This window comes from Streptomyces sp. NPDC002669, assembly GCF_042889165.1.
In the GTDB taxonomy this organism is placed as follows: domain Bacteria; phylum Actinomycetota; class Actinomycetes; order Streptomycetales; family Streptomycetaceae; genus Streptomyces.
Map to the genome: position 1 here is coordinate 25205 of NZ_JBIAQQ010000043.1, position 24056 is coordinate 49260.

A 24056-nucleotide genomic window follows, 5' to 3' on the forward strand; every position below is an offset into this window, starting at 1 on the left:
TTCTGAATTCAGGACGCGGGGCCCGTGACCTTCATGGCACCAAGTTTCTCTGCGAGCACCCGGCCGATTTGTCCGATCGGTTCGGGATTCGTCATGTCGTCGTGGTCACAGTCGATGTTCACGGTGTGGATGCGACCGCCCGTATAGGGCGACCATGCCTGCGGATTCGGCGACCCGGAATTCTTGTTTCGCGTTGCGACGAACATTAGGAGGTCGCCACGGAAAAGACGAGGCCGATGGGTGGCCAGCTGCATGTTCCTGCATGCGGCCACCAGGGCCGCGATGCGCTCCTCGTCCAGGCCGGACAGGGCGCTCCCGGTCCCGGCCACGAGTCCGGCGACCAGCTCCGCGGTGAGTTCCCCGGTGACCGACGCCGGGTCGATCCCGGTGAACTGGAGCAGGGCCGCCAGCACGTCCGCCTCCTCGGCGGCCACCCGGTCGTCGGTGACGGCCTCGGGGTAGGAGTCCAGCGCGGCCAGCAGTTCGACCTGCTCGCCGGCCTCCTCCAGCTGGACGGCCATCTCGTGCGCGATCACCCCGCCGATCGACCAGCCGAGCAGCCGGTACGGGCCGCTCGCCTGCACCGTGCGAATCTGCTCCAGATAGTCGGCCGCCATTTCCGAAATGGTTTCCGGGAGTTCCGCGGGACCGGAAAGGCCGCGGGCCTGAATTCCATAGACGGAATACTGCGGGTCGATATGACGGAGCAATCCGGAATAGGTCCAGCTGATTCCGGCCGCGGGGTGCACGCAGAACAGTGCGGGGCCGTCCTGGCCGGTACGCAGCGGCAACAGGACGTCGAACGGGTCCTGTTCGTTCTCCGTGCCGATGCGTTCGGTGAATTCGGCGACAGTCGGTGACCGGAACAGGGTGCTGATGCTCGTCCTGACGCCGAACACCGCCCGCACCCGGCCGGTGAGCCGGGTCGCGGCGAGGGAGTCGCCGCCGAGCTCGAAGAAGTCGTCGTCCACGAAGACCCGGTCGACGCCGAGGACCTCGGCGAACAGCCGGCACATCTCCTCCTCGCGGGGGGAGCGCGGGCCGCGGCCCGCCGACTGCTCCGTGCGGGGCTCGGGCAGGGCCGCCCGGTCCACCTTGCCGTTCGCCGTGAGCGGCAGCCGCTCCAGCGTCACGAACACGGACGGCACCATGTACTGCGGCAGCGCGGCGGCGGCGTGGGCGCGCGGGTCGGCGGGCCCGTCGCCCTCCTCCGGCACCAGGTAGGCCACCAGGCGGCGGACGCCCGGCCGGTCCTCCCTGAGCGCCACGGCCGCCCGGTCCACGCCGGGGCAGCCGGCGAGCACGGACTCGATCTCGCCCAGCTCGATGCGGAAGCCGCGCAGCTTGATCTGCTGGTCGGCGCGGCCGACGAATTCCAGGTCGCCGCCGGTGTGGCGGCGCACCAGGTCGCCGGTGCGGTACATCCGTGCGCCGTCGCCCGCGAACGGGTCGGCGACGAACCGCTGTCCGGTGAGCGCCGGCCGGTTCAGGTAGCCGCGGGCGACGCCCGCGCCCGCCACGTACAGCTCGCCGACGGTGCCCTCCGGTACCGGCCGCAGCGCCCCGTCCAGGACGTACGCCGCCGCTCCCCTGACCTGACGGCCGATCGGCGGCACGCCGCCCACCGGTCCGAGCGGGGTGCTGACGGTCGCGGCCACGGTCGTCTCGGTGGGCCCGTAGGCGTTGAACACCTGGCGTCCGGCGGCGAACCGGGCCACCAGCGCCCGGCTCAGGGACTCGCCGCCCAGCACCAGGGCCCGCAGCGCGGGCAGCGGCCGCTCCGGCAGGGTCGCGGCGACGGGAGCGGCCAGCATCACGTGCGTGACGGCCTCCCGCTCCAGCACGTCGGCCAGTTGCTCGCCGTTCAGCCCGGGGGCCGGCGGCAGCACCAGGGCGGCGCCGGAGAGCAGGGCCATCGTCACGTCGGCGAGCGACGGGTCGAAGCTGGTCGACACGGCCTGGAGGACCCGGCTGCCCGCCGAGATCCCGAACCGTCCGATGTGGTCGGCGGCCAGGTTGGTCAGGCTCTCGTGGGTGACCACGACGCCCTTGGGCTGCCCGGTGGAACCGGAGGTGTAGACGGCGTACGCCGGGTGGCCCGGGTGCAGCGGGGCGATGCGCTCGTCCCGGTCGAGGTTCCGGTCCTCGAACCGGGCGCCGACCGCGGCGAGTTCACCGCGTCCGACCACCGGTCCCGACAGCACGGCCCCCGACCCGGTGTCCAGCACCAGCATCGGCCGGGCGTCCTCCAGCAGGAAGGCGATCCGGTCGGCCGGCAGGGCGGGGTCGAGCGGGACGTATCCCGCACCCGCCTTGGCCACCCCGAGCAGGGCGACCAGCCAGTCCACCGACGCGGGGCCGGTGACGGCCACGAGCCGGTCGGGGCCGGCACCCCGGGAGACCAGCAGCCTGGCCACCCGGTTCGCGCGGGCGTTCAGCTCCGCGTAGTCGAGCCGGGTGCCGTCCGCGATCACCGCGAGGGCGTCCGGGGTGCGCGCGACCTGCGCCTCGAACAGTTCCGGCAGGGTGGCGCCGGCGGCCGCCAGGCCGCGGTCGTCGCCCGCCGCGAGCAGCCGCTGCCGCTCGCCCGCGGACAGCGGGTCCAGCCGGCCGACCCGGGTGGCGGGGTCCTCGGCCATGGTCCGCAGCACCTGGCGCAGCCGGTCGACGAGCTGCCCGGCCTCCTCCCGGCCGAGCACGTCGGGCCGGTGGTCGAGCCGCACGTGGAGGTGGTCCCCCACGAGGGCCGCCGCCAGGCTCAGCGGGTAGTGCGTGGCGTCGCGCAGATCGGTCGCCGAGACCCGTACGGCGGGTGCCGAACCGTCGGGGGCCGCCAGGCCGCCCGGTGCGGTGGGGTAGTTCTCGAAGACGGTCGCGGTGTCGAAGAGTTCGCCGACGCCGGCGATCCGCTGGATGTCGGCGAGGCCGAGGTACTGGTGCGGCAGCAGCGCGAGCTGCTCGGACTGGACCCGGTCCAGGAGTTCGGCGAGCGTCTCCTCGGGCCGGAGCCTGATCCGCACCGGCAGGGTGTTGATGAAGAGCCCGACCATGGTCTCGATCCCGGAGATCTCCGGGGGCCGGCCCGACACGGTGGCACCGAAGGTCACGTCGTCACGGCCGGTCAGCCGGCCCAGGAGCACGCCCCAGGCCGTCTGCACCAGGGTGTTGAGCGTGACCCCGAGCCGCCGTCCGGCGGCGGTCAGTTCCGCGGTGAAGTCCGCGGGCAGGTCCAGCTCGATGCGTTCGGCGACGGCCGGCTCGCTGCCGGCCGGCGCGAGCAGCGTCGGTTCCTCCAGGCCCTCCAGCGCCCGGCCCCAGGCCAGTTCGGCCGCCGAACGGTCCTGCTCCGCCAGCCAGCCGAGGTAGTCCCGGTAGGGGGTGACGCGGGGCAGGGCGGAGCCCGCGCCCGAGTAGCAGGCGGCCAGTTCCGCCAGCACCACCGGCATCGACCAGCCGTCCAGCAGGATGTGGTGGTTCGTCACGACGAAGCGGTAGCGGTCGGCGGCGAGCCGGACCAGGGCGAAGCGGATCAGCGGCGGGCGCGCCGGGTCGAAGCCCGCCGCCAGTTCCGCGGCCAGGATCCGTTCCAGTTCGGCCCCGCGCAGCTCCTCGGCGTGCCCGGTCAGGTCGTACGAGAACCAGGGCAGTTCGACCTCGGCGGGGATGAACTGCACCGGCTTCCCGCCGCTCTCGTGCCAGAACCCGGCCCGCAGGTTGCCGTGGCGGCGCAGCACCTGTCCGGCGGCGGCGGCCAGCGCGTCGCCGTCCAGTTCCCCGGTCATGTCCAGGGAGAGCTGCACGGTGTAGCTGTCCGCGTCCGTCTCGTAGAGCGCGTGGAAGAGCAGGCCCTCCTGGAGCGGGGCCAGGGGAAGCACCTCGTCCAGCAGCGGCCAGGCGCGCTCCAGCCGTTCGATCTCGTCCTGGGCCATCGGGACCAGCGGCAGGTCGGAGGGGGTGCGTCCGCCCGCGCCCGGCTGTCCGGCGTGGGCCACCAGGCCCTCCAGCGCGGCGAACCAGTCGTCGGCCAGCGCCCGCACCTCCTGATCGGTCATCAGCTCGCCGGGCCAGGACCAGGTGGCCGACAGCCACGGACCGTCCGGGCCGTCCTCGACCAGGCAGTTGACCTCCAGCGCGTGCCCCAGCGGCATGCGGGGGTCGAAGCCGCCGCTGCCCGTGGTGACCACGCCCTCGTCCGCCGCGTCGGCGGAACCCGAACCGGGCACGCGGCCCAGGTAGTTGAACGCCAGTTGCGGGGCGTCGAACCGGGACAGCTCCTCGGCGGTCTCCGGGTTGAGGTGGCGCAGCAGCCCGTGGCCGAGCCCGTCGCCGGGCACCGCGCGCAGCTGTTCCTTGACCCGCTTGAGCGCCCGGCCGACGGCCGGTCCGCCGCTGCGCACCTCGTCCCAGTCGGGCGTGCCCGGGTCGAGCCGGGCCGGGTACAGGGTGGTGAACCAGCCGACGGTACGGGACAGGTCGATGCCCTCGGGCTCGTAGCGGCCGTGTCCCTCGACGTCCACCAGCACCGTGTCGCGGTGGCCGTCCGCCTCACGGCGGCGGGTCGCCGCCAGCGCCAGGCCGGTCAGCAGCACGTCGGACACCCCGGCGTGGAAGGCCGTGGGAACGGCGTCCAGCAGGCCGGTGGCGGGCAGCCGCAGCGTGAAGCGGCGCAGGGTGTCCGCCACGTCGCGGCGCGGGTCCAGCGGGCGGGAGCCGAACAGCGGGTCCGGGCGTCCGTCCGGCCCGGTCAGCGTCTGCTTCCAGTGGGCCAGTTCGGCGGTCCGGGAGGGGCGCACGGCCTCCTCGGCGAGCCACTTCGACCAGGACCGCAGGGAGGTGCCCACCGGTTGCAGGACGATCTCGCGCCCGGCGCCCGCGGCCGCGAGCGCCTGGTCCAGGTCGGGCAGCAGGATGCGCCAGGACACCCCGTCGACGACCAGGTGGTGCGCGGTGAACAGCAGGCAGCCGGGGGCTCCGGCGCCCGCGTCGAACCAGGTCGCCCGGAGCATGACGCCGCCCTCCGGGTCGAGCAGCCGCACGGCGCGTGCCGCGTGCTCGTCGACGGCGGCGCGCACCGCGGCGTCGTCCAGGCCCGTCACGTCCACCCGGCGCAGCACGTCGGCGGAGGTGACCGCGCCGGCCGGGCGGATCTCCATCGAGCGGGCCGGGGCCGGGTCCAGTACGGCCCGCAGGACGTCGTGGTGGTCCAGCAGCGCGTCCAGGGCCGCGCTCACCGCGGCGGGGTCGCTGCCCGCGGGCACGGGCGCCAGCATGGACTGGCTGAACGCGTCGCTCCGGCCGCCCAGTCCGGCCAGCCAGTGCATGATCGGGGTGAACGGGAGCTCGCCCACCGGGACGTCGGGCTCCGTCTGCCGCGCGGTGTCCACGCTCCCCGCCACCAGGGCCAGCGCCTCGACGGTCTTGTGCTCGAAGACCTCCCGCGGCGTGATGACCAGGCCCGCCCGGCGGGCCCGGCTGACCAGCTGGATGGAGAGGATGGAGTCGCCGCCCAGCTCGAAGAAGCTGCTCTCGGCGCCCACCGAGGACAGTCCGAGGACCTCGGCGAACAGGGCGCACAGCCGCTCCTCGCGCTCGGTGCCCGGGGCGCGTCCGCCGGAGGCGGCGTCGAAGTCCGGTGCGGGCAGCGCCTTGCGGTCCAGCTTTCCGTTGGGCGTGACCGGCAGGGCCTCCAGCGGCACGATCGCCGCGGGGACCATGTAGTCGGGCAGCCGTCCGGCGAGGTGCGTGCGCAGCGCGGCAACCAGGCTGCCGACCTCGCGGTTGCCCACCGGGTCGTTGGTGTACGAGCCGATCGGGGCGCCGGGGCGGACCTTCGGGCACACCACGGGCGTCGCTTCGCCCGGGGCGCCGAACACCACGTCGACGGCGCCCTCACCGGCGTTGTCCGACCAGGTCACGGCCACCGGCCGGGCCAGCCGGTCGGCCAGCAGCCACAGTTCCTCGGGCTCCACCCCGGCCCGTTCCGGCCGGGTCCACGCCTCGATGACGGCGGACGGCTCCGCCTCGGCCTCCATGGCCCGCAGCGCGCCGAACTCGCCGGCGAGCCGGGCGTTGGGCACTCCGGTCACCCGCAGCGCGTCCGGGGACTCCAGCAGGGCGGCCAGGGTGTCCAGACCGTCCGCGAGGGTGTCCCACGCCGCTTCCCGGGGTTCGGGGGCGGGGTCCTCGGAGGACCCGCCGGTGCGCAGGATCGCGTCGTAGCGGTGCCGGGTCAGCTCGTTGCTCCAGGTGGAGCGCTTGACCGCGATGTCCGCGGACAGGCCGGGGACGGTGTCGGCCAGGGCGCTGAAGAAGGCCGGGTCGACCAGCAGCTCCTTCTCCATCACGACGCTCTGCTCGACGCCGCGGCGCAGCGCGGCCACTCCTTCCCCGGGCGTCCAGCGGTTCAGCATCACACCGGCCGCGAAGCCCCGCAGGGTGCGCAGGTTGCGCACGTCGCCGACGAAGACGCTGCCGCCCGGCGCCACCAGGTCGACGGCCTTGCGGACGACGTCCTCCAGGTAGTCGGCGTTGGGGAAGTACTGGGCGACCGAGTTGACGACCACCAGGTCGAAGAAGTCCCGGGGCAGCCCGTCCGTCTCGTGGGCGGCTCCGGTGCTCAGCTCCACCCGTCCGGCGAGGGCCTCCTCCCGGTCCACCTGGGCGCGCAGCGCCTCGATGGCCTGCGAGGAGAAGTCGGTGCCCCAGTACGTCTCGACGTGCGGGGCGACCTTGGACAGGATCAGGCCGTTGCCGACGCCGAGTTCGAGCACCCGGGACGGCTTCAGCGCGAGGATCCGCTCGACGGTGGCGGCCCGCCACTGCCACATCTGCTCCAGCTCGATGGGCGCGCCGTCGTAGCTGCTGAACCAGCCGGAGAAGTTCTCGCCGAACTCCCCGACCTCGGCCTCCTGGCGGTAGTGCGTGTCGTAGACCTCGCGCCACTCGTCGACCTGTTCCACGGCGTCGGCCGCGTCACGGGCGCCGTCGGCGCTCCCGGAGCGCTCGGCGGGGACGACGTAGCCGACGAGCTGGCGGTCGCCGGGCCGGTCCTCGCGGACGATCACCGCGGCCTGGGCCACGTCCGGGTGGCCGACCAGCAGGGACTCCACCTCGCCCGGCTCGATGCGGAAGCCGCGGACCTTGACCTGGTGGTCGGCGCGGCCGACGAACCGCAGTTCGCCGTCCTCGCCCCAGCGCACCAGGTCGCCGGTGCGGTACATCCGGCCGCCGGACGCGGAGAACGGGTCGGCGACGAAGCGTCCGCCGGTCAGCGCGGGGCGGCCCAGGTAGCCGCGGGCCAGGCCCGCGCCCGCCACGTAGAGCTCCCCGACCGCGCCGGGGGCGACCGGGGCGAGCCGGCCGTCCAGGACGTACACCCTGGCGTTGTCGATGGGGCGGCCGATGGGCGGTGCGCCGTCCCCGGCCGCGAGCGGCCGGCTCATGGTGGCGCACACCGTCGTCTCGGTGGGCCCGTAGGCGTTGATCATCCTGCGGTCGGGCGCCCACCGGGCGACCGATTCGCGGGAGACCGCGTCGCCCGCGACGACCAGGGTGGTGACCGTGGTCATGGCCTCGGGCGGCAGCACCGTCAGCGCGACGGGCGGCAGGGTCACGTGCGTGATCCGCTCCGTGTCCATCAGCTCGGCCAGCGGGGCGCCGGGCAGCATCCGGTCGCGCTCCGCGAGCACCAGCGCGGCGCCCGACAGCAGGGCCATGCACAGCTCGGAGAACGCGGCGTCGAAGCTGGGCGAGGCGAACTGCAGCACCCGGGCGTCCTCGCCGACCGCGAACCGGTCGATCTGCCCGAAGGCCAGGCTGGCCGGTCCCTCGTGGGACACCACGACGCCCTTGGGGCGGCCGGTGGAGCCCGAGGTGTAGATCACGTACGCCGGGTGGGCGCGCAGCAGCCCGCCCAGGCGCTCGGCGTCGGTGAGGTCGCCGTCGGCGCGCGCGGCCGTCTCCTCGCCGGTCCCCGGCGCGTCGAGCAGCAGCACGGGCGTGTCGTGGCCGGGCAGCGCGGCGGCGGTCGCCTCGTGACCGATCAGCAGCGTGGGCCGGGCGTCGGCCAGCATGTACGCGATCCGGTCGGCCGGGTAGTCCGGGTCGACCGGCAGGTAGGCGCCGCCCGCCTTCAGCACGGCGAGGACGGCGACCACCTGGTCGATGCCGCGGGGCAGCGCCAGCGCCACGATCCGCTCCGGTCCGACGCCCCGGTCCACCAGGACCCGGGCCAGTCGGTTGGCCCGCGCGTTGAGCTCGGCGTACGTCAGGGTGCGGCCCTCGTGCACCAGCGCGGTGCGGCCGGGGGCACGGGACACCTGGGCCTCGAAGAGGGCGGGCACCGGCAGCGCCGGGACCTCCCGGCCGGTGTCGTTCCACTCGACCAGGACCCGGTGCCGCTCCTCGGGGGCCAGCAGGTCGAGGGCGCCGATCGGCAGCTCCGGGTCGGCGGCGGCCGCCGTCAGCAGCCGCTCCAGCCGCTCGGCCAGGCCGCGTACGGTGCCGGCGTCGAACAGGTCGGTGCTGTACTCGGCGACCCCGAACAGGCCGGCCGCCCGGCCCTCGGCGTCGTGCTTCTCGACCAGGTTGAACAGCAGGTCGAACCGGGACACCTTGACGCCCAGCGGTTCGGCCCGGGTGTCCAGGCCGGTCAGGTCGCGCGGTTCGGGCGTGGCGTTCTGCAGCCCGAGCGCGATCTGGAACAGCGGGTGCCGGCCCGCCACCCGCTCCGGGTTCAGCTTCTCGACGAGCAGCTCGAAGGGCAGGTCCTGGTGGGCGAAGGCGGCCAGGTCGGTGCGCCGGACCCGGTCGATCAGCTCCGCGAAGCCGGGGTCGCCCGAGGTGTCGGTGCGCAGCACCAGGGTGTTGACGAAGAAGCCGACCAGGTCGTCGAGGGCCTCGTCGTCGCGTCCGGCGACCGCGCAGCCGATCGGCAGGTCGGTGCCGGCGCCGAGCCGGGTGAGCAGGGCCGCGAGTCCGGCCTGGAGCACCATGTAGAGGCTGGCCTGGTGGGTGCGGGCCAGTTCCGCGAGCCGGGTGTGCAGCTCGGGGCCCAGCTCGAAGGTGATCTCGTCGCCGCGGAACTCGGTACGGGCCGGGCGGGGCCGGTCCGTGGGCAGGTCCAGTTCCTCGGGCAGTCCTTCCACCGCCCGGGTCCAGAAGTCCAGCTGACGGGAGATCACGCTGTCCGGGTCCTCGTCGGAGCCGAGCACCCGGTGCTGCCACAGCGTGTAGTCCACGTACTGGAGCGGCAGGTCCGCCCAGCCGGGGGCCTCGCCCGCGCTCCGGGCCGCGTACGCCGCGGCCAGGTCGCCGGCGAGCGGGGCCAGCGACCAGCGGTCACCGGCGATGTGGTGCACCAGCAGCAGCACCACGTGCTCCTCGGGCGCGAGCGCGAACAGCGTGGCGCGCAGCGGCGGTTCGGCCGCCAGGTCGAAGCCCTCGGCCGCCGCGGCGGCCAGCTCCTGGGGCAGGCTCTCCTCGGTGGTCACGACGACGGGCATCGCCGGCGCGGCCTCGTCGACGGGCAGGACGTGCTGGCAGGGCACCCCGTCCACCTCGGGGAAGGTGGTGCGCAGGCTCTGGTGCCGTTCGACCACGTCGGCCAGGGCCGTGCGCAGCGCGGACGCGTCCAGGGCGCCGCGCAGCCGCACCGCGAAGGGCATGTTGTACGTGCTGCTCTGCTCGTCGAAGCGGTTGATGAACCAGAGCCGCCGCTGGGCGAAGGAGAGCGGGATGCGCTCGGGCCGGTCGGGCACGACGGCCGGGGCGCGGCGGGCGGCGGCGGCCTCGTCCAGGTGGACGGTCAGCCCGGCCACCGTGGGCGCCTCGAACAGGGCCCGGACGGGCAGTTCGACGCCGAAGGCCGACCGGATGCGGCTGACCAGCCGGGTGGCGAGGAGCGAGTGCCCGCCCAGGTCGAAGAAGCTGTCGTCGATGCCCACCCGGGGTGCCCCGAGGATCTCGGCGAACAGTCCGCACAGGATCTCCTCGGCGGGCGTGCGCGGTGCGCGCCCCTCCTCGGCGGCCTGGAACTCCGGGTCCGGCAGGGCCGCCCGGTCCACCTTCCCGTTGGGGGTCAGCGGCAGTTCGTCCAGGACCATGAGGGCGGCCGGGACCATGTGGTCGGGCAGCGCGTCGGCCGCGTGTTCACGGACGGCGGCCGGCTGGGGCGTCCGGTCGCCCGCGGGCACCAGGTACGCCACGAGGCGGGCCTGCGACGAGCCCTGGGCGTGGACGGTGACGACGGCGCGGGAGACGTCGGGGTGCGCGGCCAGTACGGCCTCGATCTCCCCCAGCTCGATGCGGAAACCACGGATCTTCACCTGGTGGTCGGTACGCCCCAGGTACTCCAGGTTCCCGTCACCCGCCCAACGCGCCAGGTCGCCCGTACGGTACATCCGCGCACCGGCCGCACCGAACGGATCGGCCACGAACCGCTCCGCCGACAGACCCGGACGGTTCAGATAACCACGCGCCACACCCGCACCCGCGAGATAGAGCTCTCCCGCCACACCCGGAGCCACCGGCCGCAACCGCGCGTCCAGCACATACGCACGCGTGTTGCGCACGGGGGTGCCGATGGCGGGGGCGCCGGGCCGGTCGGTGAGCGCGAGGGCGGTGGACCACACGGTCGTCTCGGTGGGCCCGTAGAGGTTGGTCACCTCCACGGCGAGCTCCCGCATCCCGGCCGCGAGGCCGGGCGGCAGCGCCTCGCCGCCGACGAGCATGCGCAGTCCGCGCATCCGCTCGGGGTGGGCGGTGACCAGTTCCTGCCACAGCGACGGGGTGGCCTGCATCAGGGTGGTGCCGGTGCGGACGGCGAGCGCGGACAGGGCGTCCGGGTCGCGCACCGTCCCGCGGTCCGCCAGGACCACGCCCGCGCCGCCGAGCAGCGGGGCGTGGATCTCCAGGGTGTGGATGTCGAAGGCGACCGTGGTCACGGCGAGGAGCCGGTCCGCCGCCCCGACCGGGAAGCGGTCCGTCATCGCGGTGAGGAAGTTGACCAGGGCGGAGTGCGGGATCACGACGCCCTTGGGGCGGCCGGTGGAGCCCGAGGTGTAGATGACGTACGCCGGGTGGGCGGGCGTCAGCGGCACCGGGCGGTCCCGGTCGGTCGGGTCGGTGTCGGGCAGCGTCTCCCCGGCGCCGTACGAGTCGTCGGCCGGGTCGAGGACCAGGCGCGGCACACCGCCGGTGGCGCTCTCCTCGGTGTCGGTGACGACGAGCACCGGGCGGGCGTCGTCGAGCATGTGCGCGATCCGGTCGGCCGGGTAGTCCGGGTCGACCGGCAGGTAGCCGGCGCCGGTCTTGAGCACGGCCAGCATCGCGACGATCAGCTGCTGCGAGCGCGGCAGGGCCAGGGCGACGAACCGCTCCGGTCCGGCACCGGCCGCGAGCAGCCGGTGCGCCAGGCGGTTGGCGCGGGTGTTGAGCTGCGCGTAGGTCAGCTCCGCGCAGGCGTCCGGCCCGTCCTCGGTGAGCAGGGCGACGGCGTCCGGGGTGCGGGCCGCCCGCGCCTCGAAGAGTTCGGGCAGGGTCGCCCCGGACAGTTCGGCGGCGGTGTCGTTCCACTCCTCCAGCACGCGGTGGCGCTCCCGCGCCCCGAGCACGTCGATGTCGCCGATGCGGGCCGCGGGGTCGGCCGCGCCGGCCTCCAGGACGCGGACGAACTGCTCGACGACGCGTTCCGCCGTGGCCTGGTCGAACAGGTCGGCGCTGTAGTCGAGCGCACCGGTCAGCCCGTCCGGCGTCCCGTCGGCGGTGAACCGCTCGGAGAGGTCCAGCAGCAGGTCGAAGCGGACCGCGCCGCCGCCGATGTCCTCGGGCCGGACGTCGAGTCCGGGCAGCCCGAGGCGGGCGGTCTCGTTGTTCTGGAGGGTGATCATCACCTGGAACAACGGGTGGCGGGAGAGCGAACGGGCCGGGTTGAGCACCTCGACCAGCCGCTCGAACGGCACGTCCTGGTGGGCGTACGCCGCCAGGTCGGTCTCCCGGACCCGGTCCAGGAGTTCACCGAAGGCCGGGTTGCCGGAGGTGTCGGTGCGCAGCACCAGGGTGTTGATGAAGCAGCCGACCAGGTCGTCGAGCGCCTCGTCGGTGCGGCCCGCGACGGCGGTGCCGACCGGGATGTCGGTGCCCGCGCCGAGCCGGGTCAGCAGGGCCGCGAGGCCCGCCTGCACCACCATGAACAGGCTGGTGGAGCGCTGCTGGGCCAGCCGGGCCAGGCGCCGGTGCAGCTCCGCGTCGATCCGCAGCGGGGCGCGCCCGCCCCGGAAGGTCGCGACGGCGGGCCGGCGGCGGTCGGTCGGAAGTTCCAACTGGTCGGGAAGCCCGGCCAGTTCGGTCTTCCAGTGGGCGAGCTGGCGGGCCATCTCGCTGTCCGCGTGGTCCTCGTCGCCGAGCACCTCGCGCTGCCACAGGGTGTAGTCGGCGTACTGGACCGGCAGCGGCTCCCACGCGGGGGCGTCGCCGTCCAGGCGGGCCGCGTACGCCTGCGACAGGTCCCGGCCCAGCGGGGCGAGCGACCAGCCGTCACCGGCGATGTGGTGCAGTCCGAGCAGCAGGACGCGGGTGTCCTCGCCGAGCTCGAACAGGGTGGCGCGCAGCGGCGGTTCGGATGCCAGGTCGAAGCCGCGTCCGGCCTCGGCGGCCAGGGCCGCGGGCAGGTCGGCGGCGTCGGGGCGGACGGTGTCCAGCTCCGGGCGCCACTGCTCCAGCACCTGCTGGCGGGGTTCGCCGTCGATCTCGGGGAAGACGGTCCGCAGGCTCTCGTGGCGTGCCACGACGTCGGCGAGCGCCGCCCGCAGGGCGGTGGTGTCCAGGGTGCCGGTCAGCCGCACGGCCAGCGCGAGGTTGTACCGGGCGTCCTGCGGGTCCATCCGGTTGATGAACCAGAGCCGTCGCTGGGCCGGGGAGAGCGGCAGCAGCGCGGGGCGTTCCATGGGCCGCAGGGCCCGGCGGGCGGTGTCCGCCCCGCCGATGCGGGCGGCCAGCTGCTCCACGACGGGAGCCTCGAACAGGGCGCGCACCGGGAGTTCGACGCGGAACTCCGTGCGGATGCGGCTGACCAGCTTGGTGGCGAGCAGCGAGTGGCCGCCCAGCTCGAAGAAGCCGTCCTCGGCACCCACCGTGTCCACGCCCAGGATCTCGGCGTACAGGGCGCACAGCCGCTCCTCCTCGGGGGTGGCCGGGGCCCGGCCGCCGCCCACCTCGGGGTCGGGCAGCGCGCGCCGGTCGAGCTTGCCGTTGGGGGTCAGCGGCAGTTCGTCCAGGGTCACGAACGCGGCCGGGACCATGTGGTCGGGCAGCGCGTCGGCCGCGGCCCGGCGCAGGGCGGCGGTGTCCGTCCCGGCGCCGTCGGCGGGGACCGTGTAGGCCACCAGCCGGGTGCGGCCGGGGCCGTCCTGGCGGGCCAGGACGACGGCGCGGGAGACGTCGGGGTGCGCGGCCAGTACGGCCTCGATCTCCCCCGGCTCGATGCGGAAACCACGGATCTTCACCTGGTGGTCGGTACGCCCCAGGTACTCCAGGTTCCCGTCACCCGCCCAACGCGCCAGGTCGCCCGTACGGTACATCCGCGCACCGGCCGCACCGAACGGATCGGCCACGAACCGCTCCGCCGACAGACCCGGACGGTTCAGATAACCACGCGCCACACCCGCACCCGCGAGATAGAGCTCTCCCGCCACACCCGGAGCCACCGGCCGCAACCGCGCGTCCAGCACATACGCACGCGTGTTGTGGACCGGCCGTCCGATGGACGCGGTGGCGGGCCACTCGTCGGTGTCGGCGGGCAGGGTGCAGCCGGTCACCACGTGGGTCTCGGTGGGCCCGTAGTGGTTGTGCAGCCGCCAGTTGCCGCGCCGGTGCGCGGCCCGGAGCCGGTCGCCGAGCACCAGGGCCTCGCCGGCCTGCGACACATGGGTGAGCGCGGGCAGTTCGCCGTCCGGTCCGAGGGCGTCGAAGAGCGCGTCGATGACCAGGTTGGGCGCGTACAGCTCCTGCACCCGGTGCCGGCCGAGCCAGTCGGCGAAACCGGCCGGGTCGCGGCGCACGGCGTCGTCCGGGACGACCAGGCACTTGCCGTGCAGCAGCGTGGAGAGGATCTCCTGCGCCGACACGTCGAAGCTGAGGGCGGTGAACTGCGCCGTCCTGGTGCCCTCGCCGCCCGGTACCGCCCCGGCGTGCCAGGCCATCAGGTTGACCATGGCCGAGCCGGGCATGACGACGCCCTTGGGACGGCCGGTGGAGCCGGAGGTGTAGATGACGTACGCGGGGTGCTCCGGCCGCAGCGGGCGGGTCCGCTCGTCGTCGGTCAGGTCGTTCCCGTCGTACGCGTCGAGCCCGTACAGCTCGTCGAGCAGCACCCGGGTGGTGGCCGACGCGCACTCGTCCGGCAGCCGGCCGGCCGTCGCGGACGTGGTCAGCAGCAGCGCGGGCGCCGCGTCGGTGACCATGTGGGCCAGTCGTTCGGCGGGGTAGTCCGGGTCGAGCGGCAGGTAGGCGGCACCGGCCTTGAGGACCGCGAGGAGCGCGACGATCTGGTCCGTCGAGCGCGGTACGGCGAGGGCGACCAGGCTCTCCGGTCCGACCTGCCGTCCGGCCAGCAGCCGGGCCAGCCGGTTGGCGCGGGTGTTGAGCTCGCGGTAGTCCAGCTCGCCGTCCTCGGCGAGCACCGCGGTGGCGTCCGGGGTGCGGGCCGCCTGCGCCTCGAAGAGCGCGGGCAGGGTGACCGGCGCGAGCGGGCGCGCCGTGTCGTTCCACCCCTCCAGCACCTGGTGGCGCTCCTCGGGGGTGAGGATCTCGATCCTGCCGATGGACCGGTCCGGGTCGCCGGCCGCCCCTTCCAGCAGGCGGATCAGCCGGGCCAGCAGGGTGTCGACCGTCGACCGGTCGTACAGGTCCGTGCTGAACTCGACGGTGCCCTCCAGGCCGCCCACCCGGCCGTCCGCCGCCCGCTCCTCCGCGAACGCGAAGAACAGGTCGAACTTGGCGACGCCGGTGCCGACCTCCACCGGGCGTGCGGTGAGGGCGGGCAGCCGGAGTTCGGCCGTCTCGTTGTTCTGGAGGGTGACCATCACCTGGAACAGCGGGTGGCGGGAGAGCGAACGGGCCGGGTTGAGCACCTCGACCAGCCGCTCGAACGGCACGTCCTGGTGGGCGTACGCCGCCAGGTCGGTCTCCCGGACCTGCTCCAGGAGCTTGCGGAAGGTGGGGTCGCCGGAGGTGTCGGTGCGCAGCACCAGGGTGTTGACGAAGAAGCCGACCAGTTCCGCGGTGGCGTCGTCGGACCGGCCGACGACGGGGCTGCCCAGCGGGATGTCGGTGCCCGCGCCGAGCCGGGTCAGCAGGGCCGCGACGGCGGACTGGAGCACCATGAACAGGCTGACGTTGGCCTCGCGGGCCAGCTCGGTGAGCTGCTGGTGCAGCTCCGGGCCGAGCCGGAACGACAGGGTGTCCCCGCCGAGTCCGGCCACGGCGGGCCGCGGCCGGTCGGTGGGCAGTTCCAGCTGGTCCGGGAGGTCGGCCAGGGTGGTGCGCCAGAAGTCCAGCTGGCCGGAGATCAGGCTCTCCGGGTCGCCCTCGTCGCCCAGGAGTTCCTGCTGCCACAGGGTGTAGTCGGCGTACTGCACCGGCAGCGGCTGCCACTGCGGGGCCTCGCCGTCCAGGCGGGCCCGGTACGCCTGCGACAGGTCCCGGCCCAGCGGGGCGAGCGACCAGCCGTCGGTGGCGATGTGGTGGAACAGCAGCAGCAGGACGTGCGCGTCGGGTCCGGTGCGGAACAGGGTGGCGCGCAGCGGGGCCGCGGCCGCCAGGTCGAAGCCGCGGGCCGCCTCGGCGGTCATCGCGGCCGTGAGCCCGTCCTCGGTGACGTCCACGACCGGCAGCGCGGGCCGGGCAGCGGCCGCGGCCGCGTCGAGGACCTGCTGGTACGGGGTGCCGTCCTCGGCCGGGAAGAGGGTGCGCAGCGTCTCGTGGCGTTCGACGACGTCGCCGAGCGCGGCGTGCAGGGCCTCGGTGTCCAGTTCGCCGGTGAGCCGTACGGCGAGCGGCACGGTGTACGCGCCGCCGGGGCCGTCGACCTCGTTGATGAACCAGAGCCGCCGCTGGGCCAGGGACAGGGGTATCCGCTCGGGGCGGGTCTGCGGGACGAGCGGCGGGCGGGCGGTCTCGGCGCCGTCCAGCCGGGCGGCGAGCCCGGCCACGGTCGGGGTCTCGAACAGGGCGCGCATGGGCAGTTCGGCGCCCATGACCGAGCGGATCCGGCCGACCAGCCGGGTCACCAGCAGCGAGTGGCCGCCGAGGTCGAAGAAGCTCTCGTCGATGCCGACCCGCGGGACGCCGAGCACCTCGGCGAACAGCCCGCACATCAGCTCCTCGCGGGGCCCGCGCGGGGCCCGGCCGCCGGTGCCGGCGCCCAGCTCGGGGGCGGGCAGCGCGGCCCGGTCCAGCTTGCCGTTGGGAGTGCGCGGGAAGTCGTCCACGACGACGAAGGCCGCGGGGACCATGTAGTCGGGCAGCGACCGGGCGGCGTGGGCGCGCAGGTCCTCGGCGCGGGGGGCGGGGCGCCCCTCGGCGGGGACCGGGTAGGCGACGATCCGCCGGTCCCCGGGCCGGTCCTCGCGCACCACGGCCAGGGTGCGGGCCACGTCGGGATGGGCGGTGAGGACGGTCTCGATCTCGCCCAGTTCGATGCGGTAGCCGCGCACCTTGACCTGGTCGTCGACGCGGGCGACGAAGCGCAGTTCGCCGTCGGTGCCCCAGCGGGCCAGGTCGCCGGTGCGGTACATGCGCGAGCCGTCGGCGGCGAACGGGTCGGCGACGAAGCGGCTCGCGGTGAGTCCGGGCCGGTTCAGGTAGCCCCGGGTCACATGGGTGCCGCTGATGTACACCTCGCCGGGGACGTCCGGGCCCACCGGGCGCAGGGCGCTGTCCAGGACGAGGATGCCGGTGTTCCAGGAGGGCCGGCCGATGGGGACGGCGGCCTCCGGGAGGTCGTCGTCGGGGCCGACCCGGAACTCGGTGCAGCCGACGGTCGTCTCGGTCGGGCCGTACTCGTTGACGATCGTGATGCCGGGCCGGGCCTCGCGCCACAGCCGTACGGCGTCCGCGGTCAGCAGCTCGCCACCGACGACGAGCTGCTCGGTCGGCGAGAACTCCTCGGGCAGTTCGGTGAGGATCGGGATGTGGCTGGGCGTGCCCTTGACCAGGGCCGGGCGCCGGGTGGGCGGCCCGTCGGGGGCGCCCTCGCGCAGCTCGACCAGGTGGGCGCAGCCGCCCGTGGTCAGGGGGACGAAGAGGCCGGTCACCGTCAGGTCGAAGGAGATCGGCGAGTGGACCAGCCAGCGGCCGTCGCCCGCGTCGTAGTGCTCCCGCGCCCAGGCCAGGTAGGCGCTGAGGGAGGCGTGGTCGACGACGACGCCCTTGGGGCGGCCGGTGGAGCCGGAGGTGTAGATGACGTACACCGCGTGGTCGGTGCGCAGCGGGCAGGGGCGGTCGGCGTCGGTGGGCGCGACGGGCGCGGCGGCCTCCCGGGCGGCCGTGGTCGCGGGATCGTCGAGGACCAGGACGGGCAGCTCCCCGGCGGGCAGCCGGCCGGCGGTCGCCGAGGTGGCGAGCAGCAGCGTCGGCGCGGCGTCGCCGAGCACGAACTCCAGGCGCTCCGCGGGCTGTTCGACATCGATCGGGAGGTAGGCGGCGCCGGTCTTGACGACGGCGAGGACGGCGGCGGCCAGGTCCACCGAGCGTTCCACGGCCACGGCGACCAGCTGCTCGGGGCCGGCGCCGCGTTCGATCAGCAGCCGGGCCAGGCGGTTGACCCGGTCGTCGAGCTCGGCGAAGGTCAGCTCGGTGTCCTCGAACGCCACGGCGGGCGCGTCGGGCGTGCGCGCGACCTGGGCCTCGAAGAGGTCGGGCAGCGTCGCGGCCGGCACCTCGCGGCGCGGGCCCGTGCTGCGGGCCAGTACGGCCCGGTGCTCGTCGTCGGTCAGCAGGGCCAGTCGGCCGACCGGGCGGCCGGCGTCGTCCGCGACCTGCTCGAAGAGCTGCCGCATCCGGGCGCCCAGGCGGGCCACGAGCCCCTCGTCGAAGACGTCGGGCCGGTAGTCGAGCTTGAGCAGGATGCGGGCGCCGGGCGCCACGGTCAGGCCGAGCGGGTAGTGGTTGGCGTCCCGGCCCTCGACGTCGCGGATGCGCAGCCCGCCGATGGGCGCGTTCACCGCGTCCGGGTCGACCGGGTAGTTCTCGAAGACGACGGAGGTGTCGAAGAGCGTTCCGGCGCCGGTCAGCGCCTGGATCTCGGCCAGTCCCAGGTGCTGGTGGGGCATGAGCGAGACCTGTTCGTCCTGCACCCGGCAGAGCAGTGCGGACAGCGGCTCGGCCGGGTCGATGCGCAGCCGCAGGGGCAGCGTGTTGAGGAGCAGGCCGACCATGCTGCGGACGCCGTCGAGGTCCGGCGGGCGCACCGAGACGGTGGTGCCGGTGATGACGTCGTCGCGGCCGGTGATCGTGGAGAGCAGCAGCCCCCACACGGTCTGCACGACGGTGTTCAGGGTGACGTCGTGCTGCCGGGCGACGGCGTTGAGCCGGGCGGTCAGCCCCTCGTCCAGCTCGAAGAGGAAGCGGTCGGGACGGGCCGGGGCGGCCGCCGCGTCCGCGGGCGCGACCAGGGTCGGTTCGTCGACCCCGGCCAGCGCGTGGCGCCAGGCGTCCTCGGCGGCGCCCCGGTCCTGGGCCGCGAGCCAGCCGAGGTAGTCGCGGTACGGGGTGACGCGCGGCAGGGCGCTGTCGTCGCCGCGGCTGAGGTAGAGCGCGAACAGCTCCGAGAACAGCAGCGGGGTGGACCAGCCGTCGAGCAGGATGTGGTGGTTGCTCACCACGAACCGGTAGCGGTCGTCGCCGAGCCTGATCAGCAGGAAGCGGATCAGCGGGGCCTTGCCGAGGTCGAACTTCCGGGACCGGTCGAGCTCCAGGATGCGGGCGAGTTCGCCCTCCCGGTCCTCGTCCGTGCGCTCGCGCAGGTCGAACTCGTACCAGGGCAGCCTGATCTTGCGCCGGATGACCTGCACCGGCCGGTCGAGGCCCTCGTAGCGGAACGCGGCACGCAGGTTGGCGTGGCGGCGCAGGAGCGTCTCGGCTGCGGCGCGCAGGGCCGCCGCGTCGACCTCGCCCTCGATGTCGAGGACGATCTGGACGGTGTAGACGTCGGGGGCCCGGTGGTCGTAGAGAGCGTGGAAGAGCAGCCCCTCCTGGAGAGGTGAGAGCGGCAGGATGTCCTCGATCCGAGCGTTCACCGTGCGTCCCCCCAGAATGAGTCCATGTCGTCCTCTTCATCCTCTTCGTCGTCCTCGTCGTCCGCGGCGAGGACTTGATCGATCTGACTCTGCGTCAGTGATGTCAGTGCGACGTCCGACGGGGTCCACCCGCCGGCGTCGGGGTTCTCCGCGTGCGTGGCGATGGCCTCCAGGGCCCGGAGCCAGGTCTCGGCGAGATCCCGGACCTCGGCCTCGGACAGCAGTCCGTCCGGCCAGGACAGGGTCGCCGAGAGCAGGGTTCCCGCATCGCTCTCGTGGGCAGCGGCGTTGATCTCCAGGGCGTGCGGCAGCCGCGCGCCCGGTTCGGCGTGTCCGGGCAGCGCACCGGTCTCCGGTGCCGCCGTCCACTGGCCGGCCGGGGCCGATGCCCCGAACCTGCCCAGGTAGTTGAATCCGATCTGCGGGGCCGGCCGGCCGCTCAGCTCGACGGCCGTCTCCGCGTTGAGGCGGCGCAGCAGCCCGTAGCCGATGCCGTGGTCGGGCACCGCCCGCAGCTGTTCCTTGATCCGCTTGAGCGCGCGTCCGGCGGCCTCGCCGGCGGCCATCGCCTCGGCCACGTCCACCGGGCCCGGGTCCAGCCGCACCGGGTGGCTGCTGGTGAACCAGCCGACGGTGCGGGACAGGTCCACGCCCTCGACGATGTCCTCCCGGCCGTGGCTCTCCAGGTCCAGCAGCACACCGGTGTCCCGGCCGCGGCCGGTGCGGCGGCGCCAGTCGGCCAGGGCCAGGGCCAGCCCGGTGAGCAGGACGTCGTTCACCCCGGCGTGGAAGGCCGCGGGGACCGTCGTCAGCAGGGCCTCGGCCCGTCCGGCGGGCAGTTCGACCGTCACCGAGCGCAGCGCGCCCACGGTGTCCCGCTCCGGGTCCATCGGACGGCTGCCCAGCTCCGGGTCGGGGCCGGTCAGCATCTGCTGCCAGAAGGGGAGTTCGGCCCGGCGCAGCGGCTCGTGGGCGAGCCGGGCCAGGTGCTGCGTCCAGCGCCGGAAGGAGGTGCCCTCCGGTGCCAGGGCGGCCGGTTCGCCCGCCCCCGCGGCCCGCCACGCCTCGACCAGGTCGGGGACCAGGATGCGCCAGGACACGCCGTCCACCGCGAGGTGGTGCAGGACCAGCAGCAGTCGGCCGGACTCCTGCGGGCCGGCGTCGAACCAGACCGCCTGCGCCATGACGCCCGCCTCGGGGTCGAGCCGGTCGCGGGCCGCCTCGCCCTCCGTGCGGATCAGTGCGGCCAGCCGGTCGCCGTCCGTGCCGGCCGCGTCGACGCGGCGCACCAGCCGGGCGGCGTCGACCGCGCCGGGGGCGGCCACCTCCAGCCGCCAGCTCTCGCCCCGTTCGAGCCGCAGGCGCAGCGCGCCGTGGTGGTCGAGCAGGGTCCGCAGGGCGGTGACGAGCCGCTGCTCGCCGAGCTCCGCCGGGACGGTGAGCAGGGTCGCCTGGTTGACGCCGTCGCTCGGGCCGCCGCGTTCGCGCAGTTCGTCGACGATGGGCAGGGTCACCACCTCGCCGACGGCCACGTCCTGCGGGTCCTTCGTCCCCTCGCCGCCGCGCTCCTCGGCCGCCGCGGCGAGGGCCGCGACGGTCTTGTGCCGGAACACGTCCCGGGGGCTGAAGACCAGGCCGCGGGCGCGGGCCCGGCTGACCAGTTCGATGGAGACGATGCTGTCGCCGCCCAGGTCGAAGAAGCTGCTGTCCACGCCGACCTCGTCCAGGCCGAGCACCTCGGCGAAGAGTCCGGCCAGCAGTTCCTCGCGCCGGGTGTGCGGGATCCGTCCGGCGCCGCCGGAGAGGTCCGGGGCCGGCAGGGCGCGCCGGTCCACCTTTCCGCTCGGGGTGAGCGGGAAGGCGTCCAGCACCACCACGGCGACCGGCACCATGTAGTCGGGCAGGTCGGCCGCGAGCCGGTCCCGCAGCTCGTCGGGGTCGGGGCGGGCGTCGGGCGCGGGCACCGTGTAGGCGACCAGCTGGCGCACCCCGGGCCGGTCCTCGCGCACGACGACGGCCGCCTGGGCGACGCCCGGCTGTCCGGACAGCGCCGACTCGATCTCGCCGAGTTCGATGCGGAAGCCGCGGATCTTCACCTGGTCGTCGGTGCGGCCGAGGTACTCCAGCACGCCGTCGCGCCAGCGCACCAGGTCCCCGGTGCGGTACATCCGGGTGCCGGGCGGGCCGTAGGGGTCCGCCACGAACCGGCCGGCCGTCAGCGCGGCGTCGGCCACGTAGCCGCGGGCCAGCGCGGGCCCGGACAGGTGGAGTTCGCCGGGCACGCCGGGCAGGACCGGCCGCAGCCGCTCGTCGAGCACCCGGGCGGTGGTGCCGGGCACCGGGCGGCCGATGACCGGGCGGCCCGGACCGATCCGTACGACGACGGAGTCGACCGTGCACTCGGTGGGGCCGTACAGGTTGAACGCGGCCAGGCCGGGGGTCTCGGCGAGCCGGCGCCACAGCGGCTCCGGCACCGCCTCGGCGCCCAGGGCCAGCGCCCGCAGCCGGTGCGTGCCGTCCAGCAGACCGCGGGCCACGAGCTGCGCCGCGTACGACGGCGTGGTGCTCAGGGCGTCCACGCGCCGTTCGGCCAGGTAGCCCAGCAGCGCGTCCGGGTCGGTGCGGAGCTCGTCGTCCAGGACGTGCAGCTCGTGCCCGTCGAGCAGCCACAGCAGCTGGTCGACGGAGGCGTCGAAGGAGAACGAGGCGAAGTGCGCGGCGCGCAGCCGGGCCCCGTCCGCCGCCGGTGCGTACACCCGCTCGCGCATGGCGCGGAACAGTCCGGCCATGGAGCCGTGGCTCACCAGGACGCCCTTGGGGCGGCCGGTGGAGCCGGAGGTGTGGATCACGTAGGCGGGCGCGCCCGGGACCTGCGCCGTGTGCGGCGCGTGGTCGGGGGCGGTGGCCGTCGCCGCGGCCAGTTCGTCCGGTCCGAGGAGCGCGCTGCCGGCCGTGTCCACGCCGGGCAGGCCGTCGGCGCCGGTGAGCACCAGGGCCGGGCGGGTGCGGCCGAGCATGTACGTCAGCCGGCCGGCCGGGTACGAGGGGTCGAGCGGCACGTAGCCGCCGCCCGCCTTGAGCACCGCGAGGATCGCCGTCACCAGCGCCGCGGACCGGGGCATGGCCAGCCCCACCAGGGACTCGGCGCCGATTCCACGCGCGGTCAGCACATGGGCCAGCCGGTTGGCGCGGGCGTCGAGCTCGGCGAAGGTGAGGGTGTCGTCCGCCGCGACGACGGCCGTGGCGCCGGGGGTCCTGGCGGCCTGCTCCGCGAACAGCTCCGCGGGGGTCGGGGCCCCGGTGGTTCCGCCGCGCCCCCGGCCCCAGTCGTCCAGCACCCGTTCGAGTTCGCCGGGCACGGCGACCGCGAGGTCGCCGATGGGCCGGTCGGGGCCGGCCACGGCGGCGGCCAGCAGCCGGACCAGGCGGTCCGCGATCATCTCGGCCGTCGCCGGGTCGAACAGGTCGACGGCGTACTCGATCATGCCGCCGATGCCGTCCGGTTCCCCGTCGGCGGTCTGCCGCTCCTCCAGGTTGAACGAGAGGTCGAACTTGGCGGCGTCCAGGCCGATCTGGAGCGTGGTGACGTCCAGTCCGGGCAGCGTCAGCTCGGTCGACTCCGCGTTCTGGAACGACAGCATCACCTGGAACAGCGGGTGCCGGGCCAGCGAACGCGTCGGGTTGAGGACCTCGACCAGCCGCTCGAACGGCACGTCCTGGTGGGCGTACGCCGCCAGGTCGGTCTCCCGGACCCGGTCCAGGAGCTCGGTGAAGCCCGGGTCGCCGGAGGTGTCGGTGCGCAGCACCAGGGTGTTCACGAAGAAGCCGACCAGTTCGTCGAGCGCCTCGTCGGTGCGGCCCGCGATCAGCGAGCCGACCGGGATGTCGGTGCCCGCGCCGAGCCGGGTCAGCAGGGCGGCGACACCGGCCTGCATGACCATGAAGAGGCTGACGTTGGACTCCTTGGCCAGTTCGGCCAGGTCCCGGTGGAGCGCGGCGGGGATGCGCACGGCGGCGCTCTCGCCGCGACGGCTCGGCAGCTGCGGGCGCGGCCGGTCGACGGGCAGCGTGATCTCGTCCGGCAGCTCGGCCAGCGCCTCGTGCCAGTAGGAGAGCTGGCGGGCCAGCGAGCTGTCGGGCTCGGTCTCGTCGCCGAGCACCTCGCGCTGCCACAGGGTGTAGTCCGCGTACTGGACCGGCAGCGGCTCCCACTCGGGGGCGTCGCCCGCCGCACGGGCGGTGTACGCGGCCGACAGGTCCCGGGCCAGCGGGGCCAGCGACCAGCCGTCGGCCGCGATGTGGTGCAGCACGACCAGCAGGACGTGGTCCCGCTCGCCCAGCCGGAACACCTGGGCGCGCAGGGGAAGTTCGCGGCCCAGGTCGAAGCCGGCGTTGGCGGCCGAGGCCAGTTCGCCGGACAGCTCCTGCTCCTCGACGGTCCGGACGGGCAGTTCCGGCACCAGCGGCGGCAGGATCTGCTGCCGCGGCTGGCCCTGCTCGTCGGGGAAGAGGGTGCGCAGCGCCTCGTGGCGGGCCACGACGTCGCCGAGGGCCAGCCGCAGCGCCTGCACGTCGAAGTCGCCGGAGAGCCGGACCGCCATCGGCACGTTGTACGCGGCCGAGTTCTCCTCGAACCGGTTGAGGAACCAGAGCCGGCGCTGGGCGGAGGAGAGCGGAACGGTCTCCGGCCGGGGCACGGGCACCAGGGCGGTGCGGGCGCGGGCGGCCTCGTCCAGCACCCGGTCCAGCGCGGCCACCGTC

Annotated in this window: 2 protein-coding genes; both read right to left on the reverse strand. The window is 74.6% G+C overall.

Going from position 1 to position 24056, the window contains the following annotated elements; translation table 11 throughout:
* Nucleotides 1-8: 8 nt before the first annotated feature.
* Nucleotides 9-19295 carry a non-ribosomal peptide synthase/polyketide synthase gene (locus ACFYW1_RS36710; RefSeq protein WP_389003671.1) on the reverse strand — a complete coding sequence of 6429 codons (19287 nt, stop codon included), beginning with the start codon at nt 19293-19295 and terminating at the stop codon, nt 9-11.
* Nucleotides 19292-24056, reverse strand: a 4765-nt coding sequence (locus ACFYW1_RS36715) for an amino acid adenylation domain-containing protein (protein WP_389003674.1), incomplete at its 5' end; no start/stop codon positions are given. The genes ACFYW1_RS36715 and ACFYW1_RS36710, both read right to left, overlap by 4 nt.